The organism is Moraxella sp. CTOTU47618 (genome assembly GCF_032017425.1).
GTDB lineage: Bacteria > Pseudomonadota > Gammaproteobacteria > Pseudomonadales > Moraxellaceae > Faucicola > Faucicola tetraodonis.
Map to the genome: position 1 here is coordinate 62,658 of NZ_DALZPW010000010.1, position 19,852 is coordinate 82,509.

Annotated in this window: 8 protein-coding genes and 1 CRISPR repeat array; of the genes, 1 reads left to right on the forward strand and 7 read right to left on the reverse strand. The window is 44.1% G+C overall.

The genetic code is table 11. The features are described 5' to 3' along the window. The first annotated feature begins 6 nt into the window (after positions 1 to 6). A CRISPR array of direct repeats spans positions 7 to 9,164; the repeat unit is 28 nt; unit sequence TTTCTAAGCCGCCTATGTGGCGGTGAAG. A gap of 164 nt (positions 9,165 to 9,328) precedes the next feature. From cas6f to cas1f, 6 genes are all read right to left on the reverse strand, one after another. Beyond that, positions 9,329 to 9,931, reverse strand: coding sequence for a type I-F CRISPR-associated endoribonuclease Cas6/Csy4 (gene cas6f / locus RTS09_RS08780; RefSeq protein ID WP_095356841.1), 603 nt, complete (start codon positions 9,929 to 9,931; stop codon positions 9,329 to 9,331). Positions 9,932 to 9,934: 3 nt separating this feature from the next. After that, on the reverse strand, positions 9,935 to 10,954 hold the full coding sequence (gene csy3, locus RTS09_RS08785) for a type I-F CRISPR-associated protein Csy3 (protein ID WP_095356842.1): 1,020 nt from the start codon (positions 10,952 to 10,954) through the stop codon (positions 9,935 to 9,937). Positions 10,955 to 11,000: 46 nt separating this feature from the next. Then, positions 11,001 to 11,945, reverse strand: coding sequence for a type I-F CRISPR-associated protein Csy2 (csy2, locus tag RTS09_RS08790; RefSeq protein WP_099808536.1), 945 nt, complete (start codon positions 11,943 to 11,945; stop codon positions 11,001 to 11,003). Beyond that, positions 11,942 to 13,321, reverse strand: coding sequence for a type I-F CRISPR-associated protein Csy1 (gene csy1 / locus RTS09_RS08795; RefSeq protein ID WP_099808535.1), 1,380 nt, complete (start codon positions 13,319 to 13,321; stop codon positions 11,942 to 11,944). The genes csy2 and csy1 overlap by 4 nt, the downstream gene beginning before the upstream one ends. Positions 13,322 to 13,510: 189 nt before the next feature. Further along, on the reverse strand, positions 13,511 to 16,885 hold the full coding sequence (gene cas3f, locus RTS09_RS08800; protein ID WP_312536197.1) for a type I-F CRISPR-associated helicase Cas3f: 3,375 nt from the start codon (positions 16,883 to 16,885) through the stop codon (positions 13,511 to 13,513). 35 nt (positions 16,886 to 16,920) lie between these two features. Beyond that, entirely contained in the window at positions 16,921 to 17,904 is a 984-nt protein-coding gene (gene cas1f, locus RTS09_RS08805) for a type I-F CRISPR-associated endonuclease Cas1f (protein WP_312536200.1), read from the reverse strand. 549 nt (positions 17,905 to 18,453) lie between these two features. On the opposite strand from cas1f, the gene RTS09_RS08810 reads away from it, so the two are divergent. Next, positions 18,454 to 19,425, forward strand: a complete 972-nt coding sequence (locus tag RTS09_RS08810; protein ID WP_128681817.1) for a RepB family plasmid replication initiator protein — start codon at positions 18,454 to 18,456, stop codon at positions 19,423 to 19,425. 98 nt (positions 19,426 to 19,523) lie between these two features. Here the strand turns inward: RTS09_RS08810 and RTS09_RS08815 are convergent, their stop codons facing one another. Further along, positions 19,524 to 19,739: a helix-turn-helix domain-containing protein gene (locus RTS09_RS08815; protein ID WP_095356848.1), complete on the reverse strand. Its 216-nt coding sequence runs from the start codon at positions 19,737 to 19,739 to the stop codon at positions 19,524 to 19,526. Between the last annotated feature and the right edge of the window lie 113 nt (positions 19,740 to 19,852).

The following is a 19,852-nucleotide window of genomic DNA, read 5'->3' on the forward strand; positions in this document are numbered from 1 at the left end:
TGTTTATTTCTAAGCCGCCTATGTGGCGGTGAAGTGATTGAAGCGACCAAGCTTGATATCGAGTATTTTCTAAGCCGCCTATGTGGCGGTGAAGAGTGTTAAATTGGTGGCGTTCATTGTCATACGTTTCTAAGCCGCCTATGTGGCGGTGAAGGTCTAGCCACCTTGTAGTAATGTTTTCTCGTCTTTCTAAGCCGCCTATGTGGCGGTGAAGGCAACCAGTCTGCCATGTCAACAAAACTTGATTTTCTAAGCCGCCTATGTGGCGGTGAAGGCATCAACGGCTAAACGGTAAAATCTACGAGTTTTCTAAGCCGCCTATGTGGCGGTGAAGTCGAGGATGTACTAAAACAAACGCGGTTTGATTTTCTAAGCCGCCTATGTGGCGGTGAAGGCCTATGTGGTAGTAGCTGAGTACTTTAGAATTTTCTAAGCCGCCTATGTGGCGGTGAAGTCTTGTTGCAGCTAACTAGATTGCTTGTCTAATTTCTAAGCCGCCTATGTGGCGGTGAAGGCATAAAAAAACCCTACTAGCAGCAACTAGCATTTCTAAGCCGCCTATGTGGCGGTGAAGTATTCATCATGCACAGGTCGGCTTGGCTCATTTTTCTAAGCCGCCTATGTGGCGGTGAAGCACAAGCGCAAACAAGTGCATTAAACCATGTTTTTCTAAGCCGCCTATGTGGCGGTGAAGATGCTGTTGTATGGGTCGGCGGCGCTTTTACGTTTCTAAGCCGCCTATGTGGCGGTGAAGGTGATGATATCCAGCCATTACGCTTTAATTGGTTTCTAAGCCGCCTATGTGGCGGTGAAGTACGAAGCCGTTTTGCGGTTTCAGATTTGCAATTTCTAAGCCGCCTATGTGGCGGTGAAGTATCTCACACTTCACCGACTCATGATAGAGTCTTTCTAAGCCGCCTATATGGCGGTGAAGTTTGGGAAGGTAGGTGTTTGCCTGCGGTTGAATTTCTAAGCCGCCTATGTGGCGGTGAAGCTGCGGTTGAAGGTGCTATTTACTTTGATGAATTTCTAAGCCGCCTATGTGGCGGTGAAGGTATATAAACCATTCGCGGGATTTAACTTACTTTTCTAAGCCGCCTATGTGGCGGTGAAGCAATGTCGACTTTTCTAACCAAACTCCGGAATTTTCTAAGCCGCCTATGTGGCGGTGAAGTCAAATCTTTGATGCTGAAACTGCATCGATTGATTTCTAAGCCGCCTATGTGGCGGTGAAGCGTAGTGTCTGCTGCTAAGGTGCCATAGATGATTTCTAAGCCGCCTATGTGGCGGTGAAGTTGCCCGCAACAAGAACACCGATGAGCTGTATTTTCTAAGCCGCCTATGTGGCGGTGAAGAAACTGACCCTACGCCATATTGTACTACTGTTTTTCTAAGCCGCCTATGTGGCGGTGAAGTTAAAAAAAGATAGGACTTCTAAGGGGGAAAATTTCTAAGCCGCCTATGTGGCGGTGAAGGTAAAATTTATGAAATGGCAAAATCTGGGAATTTTCTAAGCCGCCTATGTGGCGGTGAAGCTGGTGTCGATGCAGTTTGTTGTGTTTGGGCTTTTCTAAGCCGCCTATGTGGCGGTGAAGGCACCGTCACCTGTAGCACCCTTACTAAATCCTTTCTAAGCCGCCTATGTGGCGGTGAAGCGCTTACTGGCCATAGCTTGACCGAGGAGCAATTTCTAAGCCGCCTATGTGGCGGTGAAGGTAGCGAAGTCAAGTCAACCAAAGCGGGTACTTTTCTAAGCCGCCTATGTGGCGGTGAAGTTTAGAAAGCCATTGTTGTTGGTAGCAACTTTTTTCTAAGCCGCCTATGTGGCGGTGAAGAACATTCAGTTCTGCCGCCAAAATATATTTTATTTCTAAGCCGCCTATGTGGCGGTGAAGATGCTTCGATTGTTTGAAACTGGCCATCTTGATTTCTAAGCCGCCTATGTGGCGGTGAAGGCATATTCTTTGGGCGTTTATCATCAATCACTTTTCTAAGCCGCCTATGTGGCGGTGAAGCACAAACGCAGTCGGTCAAACAGCGTTTTGATTTTCTAAGCCGCCTATGTGGCGGTGAAGTTCGACTAAGCCGTCATTTAACGGCTCGTCTGCTTTCTAAGCCGCCTATGTGGCGGTGAAGCTGTATTGCTCAGGACTCATTGACGATTTCATTTTCTAAGCCGCCTATGTGGCGGTGAAGTAAAGCACGTTTGGTTGTATGAGCAACATCATTTTCTAAGCCGCCTATGTGGCGGTGAAGTAGATTTTGCCATCTTTAATAACCTTTTTACTTTTCTAAGCCGCCTATGTGGCGGTGAAGTATCGTGGTTTTGCTCATCTTGCACCTCGCTTTTTCTAAGCCGCCTATGTGGCGGTGAAGGTCCAGTGGTGTTGACCATGTTGTCGATGCAGTTTCTAAGCCGCCTATGTGGCGGTGAAGTCATTCTCGGTGCGCCAGTTAATCACGCTCTCTTTCTAAGCCGCCTATGTGGCGGTGAAGGTTTTTGCATTGTCATAAATCTTATTTGCAACTTTCTAAGCCGCCTATGTGGCGGTGAAGCATTTCTTGGTTTTCGTCTAAAATTTGACGATTTTCTAAGCCGCCTATGTGGCGGTGAAGAATCAAAATCATATTCACCTGAAACAAAATCATTTCTAAGCCGCCTATGTGGCGGTGAAGTCACCTAAGTAGCAAACGCCATTTACTACTTATTTCTAAGCCGCCTATGTGGCGGTGAAGTCAGAGGACAAGCAACAACAGGCAAAAGAAAATTTCTAAGCCGCCTATGTGGCGGTGAAGTGAGGTATTGCAAAAAGGTCGTTGTGGCTTATTTTTCTAAGCCGCCTATGTGGCGGTGAAGAACGAATCAGTACAAAAACGAGCAGTACCACTATTTCTAAGCCGCCTATGTGGCGGTGAAGCCAAAGCCCCTAAATACTTAGGATAATTACTATTTCTAAGCCGCCTATGTGGCGGTGAAGTTTTTAACTGCATTGTGTTGACTTAACACCTATTTCTAAGCCGCCTATGTGGCGGTGAAGTCATTAATTAATTCTCTTGTTTTTTTTGCTTTTTTCTAAGCCGCCTATGTGGCGGTGAAGTATTCGCTGAATTACTGAAAAATTTTAACAAATTTCTAAGCCGCCTATGTGGCGGTGAAGTTACCACTGTGGGCGATAAAGTTACTGGCGTTTTTCTAAGCCGCCTATGTGGCGGTGAAGGGCTGTAACCGATTCGCGCATATTGCGAGTACTTTCTAAGCCGCCTATGTGGCGGTGAAGCCAAATGCTTTGATTTGGTCATCGGTCATTTTTTTCTAAGCCGCCTATGTGGCGGTGAAGGACCGAAGACCCACAGGGGCAGTCCTTTGAATTTTCTAAGCCGCCTATGTGGCGGTGAAGAAACGACTGCAAAGCGTCTGTGTTTATTTCATTTTCTAAGCCGCCTATGTGGCGGTGAAGAATTACGACAGCGACGTGAACGCTTACGAATTTTTCTAAGCCGCCTATGTGGCGGTGAAGATGTTGGCCGGACAAGAACAAGCCCGCCAACATTTCTAAGCCGCCTATGTGGCGGTGAAGGTTGTTGCAGATTGTAAAGTTGATTTGGTTAATTTCTAAGCCGCCTATGTGGCGGTGAAGTATCTGGCGTTGTTGGTGTTGTTGGTGTTGTTTTTCTAAGCCGCCTATGTGGCGGTGAAGAAACCGAGCAGGGTTTTACTGTGCGTCTTGTCTTTCTAAGCCGCCTATGTGGCGGTGAAGAGGGTTGTACTCCACCACTCAAAGGGACTAAGTTTCTAAGCCGCCTATGTGGCGGTGAAGATATAGAGCTTGAAGCTGATAGAGATATGCTATTTCTAAGCCGCCTATGTGGCGGTGAAGCACCACTTGACTATATCGTTAATCAAACACTATTTCTAAGCCGCCTATGTGGCGGTGAAGCTTTAATGACCTGTAAATTTTGCACGGCTATTTTTCTAAGCCGCCTATGTGGCGGTGAAGACTGCCGCTAACGGCCATGGAAAAGGTCAATGTTTCTAAGCCGCCTATGTGGCGGTGAAGAAGTCTAGGTACTTGCAAAGGCTAGGATATGCTTTCTAAGCCGCCTATGTGGCGGTGAAGGGGTTAAAAGCCTTGAAAAGCACCGTCATGCTTTTCTAAGCCGCCTATGTGGCGGTGAAGAAAGAGTCAACAAAAGAAATCACAAAAAAAATTTTCTAAGCCGCCTATGTGGCGGTGAAGATGGGCTACTAAAGTTTGTGATTTTATAGATTTTTCTAAGCCGCCTATGTGGCGGTGAAGATGATTATATTCATCGCGGTTTATCTGTGCTTTTTCTAAGCCGCCTATGTGGCGGTGAAGCGCTTAAACTGTTGCAAGGTCACAATGTCTATTTTCTAAGCCGCCTATGTGGCGGTGAAGGTAAATCATGCCGCCACCAGTTTTTGCCGCGTTTTCTAAGCCGCCTATGTGGCGGTGAAGGTTTGGGTGACTGTGGACAATCGCTTCCACGGTTTCTAAGCCGCCTATGTGGCGGTGAAGTGCAGTTATTGGGTGATGTTGCTATGCCAAACTTTCTAAGCCGCCTATGTGGCGGTGAAGTCCGCCAAATCGTCCCCGACGTGGTGGCGATTTTTCTAAGCCGCCTATGTGGCGGTGAAGTTGATGACTTGGGGCTATGGTCTGGGCTACAATTTCTAAGCCGCCTATGTGGCGGTGAAGGTTGTTGCAGATTGTAAAGTTGATTTGGTTAATTTCTAAGCCGCCTATGTGGCGGTGAAGTATCTGGCGTTGTTGGTGTTGTTGGTGTTGTTTTTCTAAGCCGCCTATGTGGCGGTGAAGAAACCGAGCAGGGTTTTACTGTGCGTCTTGTCTTTCTAAGCCGCCTATGTGGCGGTGAAGAGGGTTGTACTCCACCACTCAAAGGGACTAAGTTTCTAAGCCGCCTATGTGGCGGTGAAGATATAGAGCTTGAAGCTGATAGAGATATGCTATTTCTAAGCCGCCTATGTGGCGGTGAAGCACCACTTGACTATATCGTTAATCAAACACTATTTCTAAGCCGCCTATGTGGCGGTGAAGCTTTAATGACCTGTAAATTTTGCACGGCTATTTTTCTAAGCCGCCTATGTGGCGGTGAAGACTGCCGCTAACGGCCATGGAAAAGGTCAATGTTTCTAAGCCGCCTATGTGGCGGTGAAGAAGTCTAGGTACTTGCAAAGGCTAGGATATGCTTTCTAAGCCGCCTATGTGGCGGTGAAGGGGTTAAAAGCCTTGAAAAGCACCGTCATGCTTTTCTAAGCCGCCTATGTGGCGGTGAAGAAAGAGTCAACAAAAGAAATCACAAAAAAAATTTTCTAAGCCGCCTATGTGGCGGTGAAGATGGGCTACTAAAGTTTGTGATTTTATAGATTTTTCTAAGCCGCCTATGTGGCGGTGAAGATGATTATATTCATCGCGGTTTATCTGTGCTTTTTCTAAGCCGCCTATGTGGCGGTGAAGCGCTTAAACTGTTGCAAGGTCACAATGTCTATTTTCTAAGCCGCCTATGTGGCGGTGAAGGTAAATCATGCCGCCACCAGTTTTTGCCGCGTTTTCTAAGCCGCCTATGTGGCGGTGAAGGTTTGGGTGACTGTGGACAATCGCTTCCACGGTTTCTAAGCCGCCTATGTGGCGGTGAAGAATTACGACAGCGACGTGAACGCTTACGAATTTTTCTAAGCCGCCTATGTGGCGGTGAAGATGTTGGCCGGACAAGAACAAGCCCGCCAACATTTCTAAGCCGCCTATGTGGCGGTGAAGGCAGGGCAAGATGCCCCAGTGTTTGGCGAAATTTTCTAAGCCGCCTATGTGGCGGTGAAGAGATAGTGGGGATAGAAATGGCTGCGCTTATATTTCTAAGCCGCCTATGTGGCGGTGAAGGCGGAAACATACATCGATGAAAGCGACATATTTTTCTAAGCCGCCTATGTGGCGGTGAAGGGCTTTACGGGGTGGATATCATCACTCGAAGCTTTCTAAGCCGCCTATGTGGCGGTGAAGATGTCTAACGGTTTAATGATAATCGGCAAGTTTTTCTAAGCCGCCTATGTGGCGGTGAAGATTTTTGAATGTGAAGTGATGGATAATCGTCTTTTCTAAGCCGCCTATGTGGCGGTGAAGGATGTATCTATTTCTGATTTTGTGGGGTTTGTTTTCTAAGCCGCCTATGTGGCGGTGAAGCATTGGTGGCTACCGTTTCATCTGTATCAAGTTTTCTAAGCCGCCTATGTGGCGGTGAAGAATTTACGCTTTTTGATTGGTCTAATTTTTGTTTTCTAAGCCGCCTATGTGGCGGTGAAGTGAGTGTAGTTAATAATGGGGCTGGTATTCCCTTTCTAAGCCGCCTATGTGGCGGTGAAGAGAAATTATAAAGAGTTTTTTAGCTTTTTTATTGTTTCTAAGCCGCCTATGTGGCGGTGAAGACGCCTATGTTGTTTTTAAACTCGCTGATGATTTTCTAAGCCGCCTATGTGGCGGTGAAGGATACATTAATTTTATAGGCACTGCTGCCAGTTTTCTAAGCCGCCTATGTGGCGGTGAAGACTTTGTCGGCTGTCCTGCTTTTTTACTTGTATTTCTAAGCCGCCTATGTGGCGGTGAAGAATCATTTTTAAGCACGCGCCAAAAGTAACGCTTTCTAAGCCGCCTATGTGGCGGTGAAGAGAGCAAAAAGAGGTCATTAAGTGGGCTAAGTTTTCTAAGCCGCCTATGTGGCGGTGAAGCCCCGACCCATTCGAGCATCCAAACGCCTACTTTTCTAAGCCGCCTATGTGGCGGTGAAGTCGCTGATAATCTTGATTGAAGCCCATATCACTTTCTAAGCCGCCTATGTGGCGGTGAAGCTGCACTTAATCGCGTTTTTATCAATCTCGCTTTTCTAAGCCGCCTATGTGGCGGTGAAGGGATTGAAGGCACACTAGCCGCGGGGATTAGCTTTCTAAGCCGCCTATGTGGCGGTGAAGGCGTAGGACACGTGCTTTTAGGTTTGGGTGCATTTCTAAGCCGCCTATGTGGCGGTGAAGCTTCAAGACCGTAGGATTTTGGTTTCCATTTTTTTCTAAGCCGCCTATGTGGCGGTGAAGATGACAATATTAATGCACAAATCCCTTACTTGTTTCTAAGCCGCCTATGTGGCGGTGAAGAAAGGTCTGGACGTTCTCGCATCACTTTTGCACTTTCTAAGCCGCCTATGTGGCGGTGAAGGGTGTCAAGTTGCGTGCCTTCATCTTTGTATTTTTCTAAGCCGCCTATGTGGCGGTGAAGGCTGACACGCCGCTATGATGACATCCTTTGGTTTTCTAAGCCGCCTATGTGGCGGTGAAGCCATGCGTGCTGTGCATGAAGTCGAATCCAAATTTCTAAGCCGCCTATGTGGCGGTGAAGAGCCTGTACCGATGACGACCACACCGCCTGCATTTCTAAGCCGCCTATGTGGCGGTGAAGTGCTTTTGCCAGAATGTCAGTGTGTTCGCTTGTTTCTAAGCCGCCTATGTGGCGGTGAAGAATCTGAGCAAGCAAATAGCGCGTGATGGTCTGTTTCTAAGCCGCCTATGTGGCGGTGAAGGCACGTACCCACCCATCCCTTTTTTTCCAACTTTTCTAAGCCGCCTATGTGGCGGTGAAGCTTCAGCCAGTGGGATGACCTTGACCCCGTCTTTTCTAAGCCGCCTATGTGGCGGTGAAGTTGATGCGGTTGGTGAAAAGGTCGATGCGGCTTTTCTAAGCCGCCTATGTGGCGGTGAAGAAGATTAGTTACTGCCTTTGGTATGTATTTTTTTTCTAAGCCGCCTATGTGGCGGTGAAGACTATTGGCACTTCTGTTTTGTATCACCCGTGTTTCTAAGCCGCCTATGTGGCGGTGAAGTATCTGCGGATATGTTGGCGATTTTTCACTTATTTCTAAGCCGCCTATGTGGCGGTGAAGTAAATCCGATTATAAAACTAGCTGCTTCATTGTTTCTAAGCCGCCTATGTGGCGGTGAAGTATTTATTGTAAGCGGTGCAACCACCACCAAATTTCTAAGCCGCCTATGTGGCGGTGAAGCCTTGCCCCTGGGCAAGTTGCGGCCCTGGATTTTTCTAAGCCGCCTATGTGGCGGTGAAGGCGTTTGGGTTGGGAGGGTCATTTAAACGCCTTTTCTAAGCCGCCTATGTGGCGGTGAAGATAAAACACATAATCACAATGATAATCGACCATTTCTAAGCCGCCTATGTGGCGGTGAAGATAATTTAGGCGGTTTTTGTTCCCCTGGCTCTTTTCTAAGCCGCCTATGTGGCGGTGAAGCTTAACCGAGGTTAAATTAGTGAGCAGAGCGGCTTTCTAAGCCGCCTATGTGGCGGTGAAGTTTGTCACCGGATAATCTTAGTAATGTTGTGGTTTCTAAGCCGCCTATGTGGCGGTGAAGGGGAAACAGCATAAAGCGTTTTGCCGCTCCCATTTCTAAGCCGCCTATGTGGCGGTGAAGTTGTGTTTATTATAGTAGTTTATCGCACTCCTTTTCTAAGCCGCCTATGTGGCGGTGAAGTCATATAGTCGACTAATTGCCTAACCTGCATTTTTCTAAGCCGCCTATGTGGCGGTGAAGGAATAAGTAACATCAAACTTAACAATCGTAGCTTTCTAAGCCGCCTATGTGGCGGTGAAGCCCTAACAATGGGGCGGGGGAATCCTCTTTGGTTTCTAAGCCGCCTATGTGGCGGTGAAGAACTTATGTCTGTTGATTCCATTTGTGGCATTTTTCTAAGCCGCCTATGTGGCGGTGAAGGTAGATACCACAAACGCGGTTTTTTTTGCGCCATTTCTAAGCCGCCTATGTGGCGGTGAAGTTTATCGTATGTCTTCAGTTGAGCGCGAAATTTTTCTAAGCCGCCTATGTGGCGGTGAAGCCACGAAAGATAGATGACAGGCTTTGCAGCACTTTCTAAGCCGCCTATGTGGCGGTGAAGCATATTTTGCAATGGCGTATTCATCACGCACATTTCTAAGCCGCCTATGTGGCGGTGAAGAGTACTCAATTAAGGCAAGTGGCTTTTGCGTTTTTCTAAGCCGCCTATGTGGCGGTGAAGGTGCGTCTTTACTGACAGATATGCCGTAGTTTTTTCTAAGCCGCCTATGTGGCGGTGAAGAGGAATTTTATCCCAAAAAAAGCAGTTATAGCAAGGCTTACCAAGTAAAAATACCCTTCTTACCCTACATTTTTTGCCTAGATATAACTGATTGAAATTTATACCTATTTTTATTGAGTCAAAAATAAGGGTTATTCACCCTTACTTTATAATTCAACTATAACTTACCAATTAGGCACGGTCACGTCATTTGACATATTATTGATGCCATAAGTATTAAAACTGCCTGTTTTAGCTTCATTGGCGGTTTCTTGCCAAATCGATAATCTGTAATCAGACTGGTTGGTTTCACTTTTTAAGCTGATAAAAGGATAGCGTTTGATAGGGCGTTTATGCTCAAGACAATGAGCCAATGCGTCTTTTTCACTAATGCCTTTAAACTTGGCAAATTCCGACACCTTTTTGTCAAAGTCTTTATATCGATAGCGTCTGACAATGACATGACCTGTTGCTTTATCGCCCACTTCTTTGATACTGGTCAAATGCACATAATCGATCAACCGATCAAGCCACACAGGCAATGCCAATTTGTCGAGTTCATCGCCAGTATTGGCAAAAATGCGTAGTTTGTTGCCGAGTGTGGCGAAGGTTTTGCCGTCTTTCTCTTCATATTTGTAATTAGGAAAGCTGATACCAATACCGTCTACGCCATGTTGATTTTTGACATGGGCAAGGGCGATATGAAGCTGAGTGTAAACCTTACTCCATAAGAAATAAGGTGAAATCTCGGCATCGGGTATTAGCGTGATTTCTTGGTAGAAATTCATCGCTTACTCCTTGCCACTTTCGCCAAAGACACCGCCACGAATTAACACGCCCATCACATAATGCTGTTGACTAACTTCGGGTTTTTCGCCTTTTAATACCCATTTATCAAATAGGTTATAAAAATCCTTGCCTTGTTTTGGTTGACGGAACGCTTTACCCAAGGTCGTCACCGCCCCATACGGCTCAATGGCAATCGGGAAGTGATTGTCTTCATATTCGGGATACCAAGTGTCAATGGTACGGATGGCATTGCTGACTTTTTGCGAGTGCATCCCTGCGTGGTTTTTGGTGATGTCTCCAACACGGTACAACACTTTGCTTTTTTTACTACCTGTGTCCAAAATCAACTCTTGTGATGGATAGACTTCTTGACCGTAGCCAACGTGGGCTTGGGCTTCGATGGATAAAATCACAAAGGCTTGTCCTGTCAGACCTTGTTCAATCCATTGGGCAAGTTGGGCTAAGTTTTTGTCATCAGCATTAAATGCATTTAATGCAAAGTCTTTGGCATTAAAGGTTAAAGTCTGTTGATTAAAACGCACTGTGACAGTGATTTTTTCTGCCCCGACACGGTTGCGCCATAGCCAACGGGCATTGACAATATTGGTAGCATAGCGTTTGGCGAGTTCACTTACGCCTTGGCTTTGCTGATAATCAGCAACCACTGCCAATAAGGCTTGTTGATAATCTTGGTCGTTACACACATTGGGCTTACCTGTAAATGGCAATACTTTACAAGTGAACTTAGCGATTAAGGTATCGTTGCTTTCATCAAGACTACTTGAATCGACACGTTGTAGATTGGCTTTTTGTGTTTCGGCATCAAGTTTGGCAGGGTCATTAGCAACAGCATTTTTTAAGCGATTGCTAATCGTGCCACGCACTGATTTTTCTTGCACGGTGACGATACTGGCTTGGCTGTCGGCATTCTGGCTGTCTTTTTGCCAAAAAGAAGCGTCGGAAATATCCAAGACACGCTCGAATGCCAATACGGATGCGGTTTTTAGTTCAGTTTTTGCCATGATAATTCTCCTATAAATGGCGTGAAACTTAGGTTAGAGTTAAAGGTTAAACGTTATGACTGACTAAATATAAATCCTGCTCGGCATCATACTGTTGATACCAAAGGGCGGTACTAAGCTCAGCGATTGAATAGGGGAATACCCATTTGCCAAGGCTATAGATGGCTTCGACATACTGACTGGGATATTCAGGGTTGCGGCTATGTTGCATTTGCCATGCATCAAACTGTGGTGAAATCCCTTGAAAGCCAACAGGGATTGGTACAAGCCATCCCCGTCCTTTTTTAACCGATTCAACCGTCCAACTTGAGCCTTGTGCATCGCTTGGCACATGATGAAGCGTGGCGGTTTCAAGTAACGCATCCAAGGCAGTGGCTTCGGGATTTTTTGTTTGGAGTCCTGCGGTGATGGTTTGTAAATCGTCGTGTGCATCGGTCAAGACAAACGCAGGTAACAGTTTGTCAGTAAATTCAGAAATTTTTTCTTTTACACGAAAACTGACTGGCGCAAACTTATTCAAGCCGATAACACTACCGCCCGCAATGCGTTGTTGTTGGATTAAATTTTTTACTGTTTGTTGCAATAAGTCGATTTGGTCATCATCTTCATCGAAGAAAAGGCTATCGGAATAAACCCCAACAATTAACGAAACCGTCAAATGACAACGCCCTTCTTCAATAATTGAAGCGGTTTTGCCGTCTTTTTTGAGCGGATTACGAGTTTGGATAAAGGTAAAATCTTTATAACTGCTTTCACGATAGGTCTGTGGCTGACATTCATGGCAAGCAATTAGCACCCCATCAAGGCGAATATCTTCTAAACCATCAATTCGGCTCACTTTTCGGCTTAACGCATGAATTGCCCCTGTAAAGCCTGTTACCGCAGGGAAGCCATAAGTGAGTGGGCTAGAAATGGCATTGGCATTGCTGATTTGAATACGATTTAGGCACAGATAGCCCACGCAGTGTAAATTTGGATAAATAAAACTCATGCTAAGCCCCCTTTGCCTAGTCTTAAGGCTTTTTTAATCTCATCTGCTATTTCACTTCGCCATTCATTATGCTCTGGGTCAGCAAAATCATGGGCAAAAGCTTTAAATTCTGTTTTTAAAATGCCTTGTAGCCAGTTAGCAAAATCGACTTCAATGGCGGTTCGCCAGTCTTCGCTTTCTCGTGCCTGTTTAAAATTTTCTTCGCCTTCCAAATCCGCTCGATGTGGGTCAAGCCAGTATTTTTGGTTCATCGATAAATTATGATAATCCTTTGTCCAACCTGCTGGACGGATGGTTTGTAAGGTTTCACCTAAGCTAATCACTTGATAGGCGATGTCAGACAAAATTGCTTTACGAGCATCCCGGATATTGACATTGTTGTAATCGGTTTTAATCAGGGTAAACAAGGCATTGAGTGCTTCTTTGGCTTTGTATTGCAAGGCTTTGGTAGCAAAGATACTGGTAGCATTAGGCGAAATTCGGATATCTTGCGACTGGCGGAAAAGCGGTGGCACTGACGGTAGTAGATAGTTGCGACCGCCTTGTTTGCTCATCAGTTGGCTGACATTTTGGGGTTTTGTGCCACCCAGTTGCACCGTTGCCAAATCTTTCATCGTAATATAGGGTTTTTGTTCGGCAGTTTTTTTGCTGCGATTATCCCGAGCGGTTTTATTGTCATCTGAATAGCGGTTTTGATTGATTTTGTGAAAAACTTCATGGGTCAAAACAGAAGGATAAAGTGGCACTAAAGTCACATAATTATCGCTATCGGGTTCATCCTGTGGCAACGCCCATAAAATTTGTTTATTGGTTTCATGGGTTTTGGGTGCTTTAATTTGATTATTTAAGCAATCCAAAAAGGCTTGCTGATAATGCTTTGATAATGCTTCATCGTCGGCAAAACTATGGGCAACTGCTGGCGAATTTTGCAAAATAACATCCCGCATTTTGATGCCCGAACCCGCCACGACTTCCCATTCAAAAAAAGTCACTAACGGCAAGTCAATCGCCCCACGGGGGCTGTTGGCATCCAAAAATCGACTAGCCAGTGTTTGGGTATTCACATAACTGTTTTGAACGGCTTGACGAAAATTGACATTATCGCCCCGAGAGCTGGGGTGTACGCCTTTAGAAACGTGCGTACCGACTTGGACGTTTTCTGCCATTTTCTGGGCTTCAATAAGCCAATTGGCTTTTTGGTATTTATCTTTAAACGGTTGTAAAAACGCATTGAGTTCAGCAATTTTTGCTACGTCATTGTCTTCAATGGCTTTGGCGAGTTGCTTATGCTCTTTTTCCGTTTTCTTATCGTATTGAGCGGTCAAGAATGCTTGTATGGCATCTTTGACTTGTAGCTCGGTTATATTTTCAATCATATTTATCTTCCTACTAATGTTTAGTTAAAACCATTTAATCATAATTAATCTATTTAGTAAACCATAATGTGGTTCTAAAAGCTAAAATATTGAGAAAATTTAATCTTTAGCATAAAATTTCGCTATCGCCACATAGGTGACTTAGGAAATAATTTGGTTTTAAAAAATCTTCACCGCCACACAGGCGGTTTAGTCTTTTTTCCAACAGCCAAAGCGTTCATCAAAATAGTAGCCATTTTGATGCTCTGCCAGGGCGACGTTGGAAAAGCGTATCACAATGGAATTAGGGCTGAGTTCAGGGAATTTTTGCCCTAATTCTGCCAACACATTCGCCAAATGACTGTCTAACCAAACGTCCACAAATGGGCTAACGGTAGGTAGCTCATACGGCTGTATTACACTATTGACAGTATTAGCATGGTAAAGACCATACTCTTTGACACTCTCGCTGTGATAAACGTTAAAAGTGTCATCATCGGGCTTAATAATGTACTCAATATTGGCACGACCTGCCCGAAATGGTGTCAAAACGCTTAAATGGACATGGTGACGGTTGGCGGTTTGTTCGTCTTTAAAGTAGGCATTGACCACATTAAACTGTGAATTATTCATCAAATCTGCCATGACTTGCTGTTCCAAATCAACAAGGCTGGTTTTTGGATTGAGTCCGGCGGATTTTTGGATACGGCTCACCGCATCGATTTTTTGTAATGTTTTGGCAGGGACAAGTGCCGTCATATCATGGGTTGCCAATGGATAGTGTTTGTCTTCAAATCCAGGCTGGGCAAAGGCAGGAGACTGGCTATTTTTCTGCACCCGATTTTTTAACGCTCGGATGTTGTACTGCCAAATCCCCATGTTTGGCGTGTCTGCCACAAGCTCCGTACGGTGTCGCCACACGCGTCCTGCAAGCTGAATAATTGACCGCATGGAACTTGGTTCGACCATTGCCCAGTCATAATCATGGTCACGCCCCACTTCTGCCACAGGCGTGGCAAGTACAATAAAAATATGATGGGTTTTATGTGGATTTTTGCCCATCGCTTGGGCGATATCAGGTCGCTTGATAAAATCTTCGGCAGACACATTTTTACGGGTCAAAATACTGTCTAGGCGATTTTCTAGGCGGTTGCGTAACGCTAATACTTGCTGAGAATGGTAGCAACACAGATAAAGCTGGGTATCAGCTTGGTGATCAAAGGCTTGTAATTGGTGCATGGCTTGGGCAATTTTTATCAATGGCTGAATATTTGCCATGCGTATCAAGCCAATACTCACATTTTTATCCTTGGCTGTGACATGATGGTGCTGATGAAACTGCCACGCATGATTTAGCAGTTGTTCGGCAATCGCTTGATAAAATGCTGGTTGTTGTTCACCATGATATTCAATATCAAACGGCAAAATGGTTGCCCTGCGTCTGACAGGTTGCTTGTGTAAGAATTGACAACGTTTATGGATAAATTGGTTGTGGGCGACATTGAACACGTCGCTGTTATGACAGTTTTCGCTCATGGCTCGGTTTTCATCAAACCATGCACAAGCGACTTGCGGAGCGGCGTAGCCAAACTGCTCGTTATAAATTTTTCGCCCTGCTAAATAGGCTAGAAATAGTCCTTCGATCATATCGGCCGGTAAGGTTGCCGATGACAACAAAATACGAGAACCCATTAATCCCGCCAGATGCACTAGCCGAGAAAGGGCAGGCATATCATGGTGATCAAAGTCATCGGGTTCATCCAAAATTAAATCACCACTAAACAAGCGAAGCATCGGCGCGATATATTTGCCGCCACGCTTGCATTCGGTTGCCTGCATCAGATGGTCGATGGTGCAAGTCACAATGGGTGAAGCCAAGAGCTTGCGAGCCGTACGGTCTTCCACCACTGTGCCTAGCTTTAACTCGTCCAAAATACTGTCAAAATCATCACTATCGACCCATTCATCGACCAGATTTTCTGCTGATTCGCTACCAAATTGGGCAAGAAAACTCGCTTCATCATCAGCTTGTTGGTTAATTTCAAACAGTTGTTTTTGAGCCTGTCCACCAACCAAAATCGCCAGTTGGCTATCGGTCAAACTGAGATTTTGGCGAAAACTTTGCCCCGTTTGCAAGGTTAGAACCCGCAAGCCCAAAGCAATGGTTAGCCTTGCCCCTTTTTTGGGGTTTGCCAAGGCATACATAATACGAGCGTTGCCAATGGTTTTGCCGCACCCTGTCGAAGCCATGTTCACGCCGAAAAAGCCATGCGTTTCGCTATGTTCGCTTTGAGACAACGCCAATTTAAAGGCGGTATTTTGCCAAGCAAACAGCGGATTGCCTGTATTTTTTATCAATGGTTCATGCTGGATTAAGGTGGGCAATTTCTCATGCAAGAGCGGCAAACAACGACAAAATTCTGAGGTAAAACGGGCGACCCCCAATAAATGTTCATCAAGGGCTTGATTTTTTTCGCCTGTTTTACGATCGGTATTGGCAATTAGCTTGTCTTCCCACGCTTTACTACCTTGTACTCGTTTTGCCTTGTCAGCATTGGTTAGACTGGAATAATTGTGGTCAGCGACCATCACACTCAGCCGAGAGAGCATCAGCAAAAACGGATTGGCAATCGCAGTCGATTGCTGGCTAAGTTGCTGTAAAACGACATCCTGCTGGGCTTTTTTGGCATAGCGTTTAACTTGCTTTTGCCAATCTGGACTATTTAACACCAAATTATCGAAGCTAAAAAATTGCTCTTTTTCTTTGGTAGTCATTTCTTCGATGGATTTGGGATTTTTTACCCAAAAAGGAATTGCCTTAACGGCTTTTTGATAATAAAGGTTTAAATCAATGGCAAAGTTTCTATTGCCTATTTGCAAAAAACTTTCTTTGACTTTGGAGGCGAAACCATATTCGGTCAAAGGCGGCAAGCGGTGATGGGTGACAATCAGCCACGCTACCCATTGGGTGACAGGTGGCAGTTTATCCATTTCACTTTTTTCGATATTGCCTTGCAAATTTTGCGTGGTCGGCTGATGGCTTGCTAAAAATTCATCTAGTTTTTGCAATCTTTGCCAAACGTCATCATCAGATTGACAGTCTTTGATTAGCCAAATCAATAGTTTAAGCGAAATCCATTCATGTCGGTAAGGGTCGCCCAGTTTGGTGGGATGAAACAATTTATGCTGAAAACCATTGGTGGATTTGCCAATATCGTGCAGCAGAGCAGATAAAGTGCTGATAATGGCAATGGCATTGAGATTTTGCCAGTTATTTTCCCATTCGCTGTGCAAGATATTGCGTTTGGTCCGATTGACCGCCACCAGCCCTTGCTCACCAAATTTTTTGCGGTTACCCACCACCCACACCAGTTCACTGCGTTGCCGTGTCCTTACCCGATGGCAACTCACGGCGGTAGATTTGGTTGCCGATTGACGTAATAACTTTTTGACAGTGTCCAGCCCATCTTCGGTAATGGCGGTTTGCCATACGTTATCGCCAATGCGATTGGCAAAGGCATCCAAAATACGGCGGGTACGGTTTAACGCCTTTTTTTCACATTGCGAAATAAACGTCACTAGCATAAATTAATTTTTCCAATCCATTGATTTTCATAAGCTTACAATGTTTCAAAGTCTTTTTTTAATGCCAAATCTTTCACCGTATCGAACATCACATCCAAGGCTTTATAAGTGGTAAAATAATTCAGACATTCTTGGCGAAATTCCTGCTCACTGGCATTTTCTTTGGCACAAATAAAGGCAAGCGGTAGCACAATTGCATCTTTAACGATGTCCGCAATATCAAACACCAATGCCCCACGCCGTGTCTTACCGTGCATGACCGCAAAACCATGCGGAATGCCAAGCACCCAAGCAGTGGTTGCCCCGAGTCCGTAGGCTAAATAATTGCCGTGATTCAAGAAACCATTGGCTTTATCCATCCCGTCATGCTCACGACTAAAGCCTGCATTATCGGTATGAATTGATGCTAACTTATACAATTCTTTAGTCATACGGGCTTCAAGCTGTAATAAGTGCATAACTTCAGTTTGCTTAGGAATATCAGCGCGATAGCGTTCAATTAAGTTCGTCACAGCGTCACTTCTACTGTCAAAACCCATTTGCCGAAAATCTTTATCGCGACTCCAAATGTTTTGTAAAAATGCCAATCGCGCAAATTGAATGTGTTTGGCGGCTTGCAAGCGCTTGCCATCCTCCCACCACCACGATAGCCAGCCTTGCACATATTCAGTCGGGCGATATTCTGACTGCGGCGTCATCCACTCGATTTCGGTTCCCATAAACAAAGGCGTACCACCGCCGCCGCAAAACCCGACCAATACCCCCGCTTGCGACAGCATCCGCATGGCAGCTTGGGTAATTGATGTCCCTGTGCCCAATAATATACAAGTGGTGTTGGCAATCGGGATGTTGTAATAAAGATTCTCTTTTTCGGCTTCAGTAAGATACAACACACGCCCGTCTTTTTGCATGACGCGGCAGTATTGTAGGTAGTAAATATTGGCACGTTTGGAGTGCAGGATGGTCTTTAAGTCAGAAGACGTAAAGCTATTGTCGGTATAGGGATTGGCGTTTGACATGATAGAGATGACATAAGTTGATTTTTCTTTAGTCTGTCAAACCATGTTCATGAATGCAATAGGGTATTTATAGTAAAACGACAAGTAGTGACGTTTAGAAAAATTTAATCTCATAACTTGTAGTAGTAGGGTGTTTATCTAGTTAATTGTTAAAATTTGGTTGTTATGGATTTTAATTATCAAAAAAATCTTGATTTAAGAGTTATCAATATTATAAGAGTTATAGATAATTCACTATATCGCCATAGCACTGCATTTCAGCGTTTAAATGTGTACAGATTGCTACCTTAATCTGTACAAATTATTGGAATGAGTTGTACAGATTCTTACCCTTACCTGTACAGATTCTTACCTTTAATGTACAAATTCTTGGTTAAGACAAAATTTTCAACCATCATGGATTTTTGTTATGCTTCTGTAAGTCATGTATATTAAGGTACATTATATTTTGAGCGAAATTTTTAGCGTTTTTATAATTTAACCAATTTTATTGTGTTGAGTAAAAACGTGTCTGAGCTAAACTTTTATGGCAGAGGTAATAGCCAAATTATGATAACCAAATCCAATACTTTAATTGAAGCGGGTTATGATTTGACTTTTGCCGAACATGATTTGATGACGCTTGCAGTCAATAAACTGCACAAAGAAAAAACAGGTGGTAAACAGGTGATGATTAGTGCTAAGGAGTTTGCGGCGGCTAATAATGTGAGTGATAACTATGCGTACCAAACTCTCAAAGAAGCTGCGAATACCTTAGGCAATAAGAAACTTAAATTTACCCTATATCTTGACTTAACTCGTCACACTGAAAAAGAAGAAGATAAGCTAACTGTCATCAAGCCAAATCATTCTCATTTTACGACGTTACGAGCCGAATACAATTGGCTACAGGGAATTTCTTATCAAGACCAACTTGGCTATATTATTCTGCACTTTTCTGACCCATTAGCATTTTTGATTGAAAGAACCAATGAGGCCTACACAAAATATGATTATGTTAAAACCATTGAATTTACAGGCTGTAGCAGTAAACGTCTATATGAATTAGTGAAAAAATGGCAAGATATCAGAAAAGTCCCTGCCATGAGCGTGTTTGAATGGAAAGAATTTTTCGGTGTCGCAGACAAATACCCACAAATTTCAGAATTTAAGCGCCGTGTACTTGAACCTGCTATTGAACAAATCAATAAACAAGGCGAGTTCAAATTAACACTTAGAACCACAAAAACGGGACGGAGTATTAGCCACTTTGAAATCGCCATTAAGTCTGTCAAATCAAAATTTGAATCAGCCAATAGTGGTGCAACAGCTTCAATTCAGCAAATTAAAACGCTTACACCGATTCAAGCTAATAAATTTGCTAAATTACTAGCCAATGACAATAACTTTGGGGGTAAATTTGCTCGTTCAGGTGAATCTATGAATGAGTTTATCAATCGCTTATCTAATGAACTACAAAAAGATGCTAAAAAAATCGCTGATTACTTACCTTTCCTAAAAAAATGTGGCTTTAAGTTTTGACGCTCTAAATCTATCAGCCTCATTAGTAACTACCAAAAAAACAATAGCCTATTCATAAATTACTAAAAATAAATTCACTATCTGACTTATCCAACAATTTAACTACCTGTTTTATTAGGTTCATATTGGAACAAATCTCCCACCTGCACATCAAGTGCTTCGCAGATTTTATCAATCGTTTCAAAATCAATTCGTGTGGTTTGATCATTATAAATCTTGTGCATCGTTGATTTACTGATGTCTGTCATTCGAATTAAATCAGCCACTTTCAAACGTCTTTCTGCCAAAAGTACCGGTAAATTACTTTTTATCATATAAAAAACCTTAATTGACTTAAAAAGTACTTGCATTGAACTACATTTTGCATTAAATTACTTCTATCGAATAACAAAATATTTTCATAAAACAATTTTGTTATTCGATATAT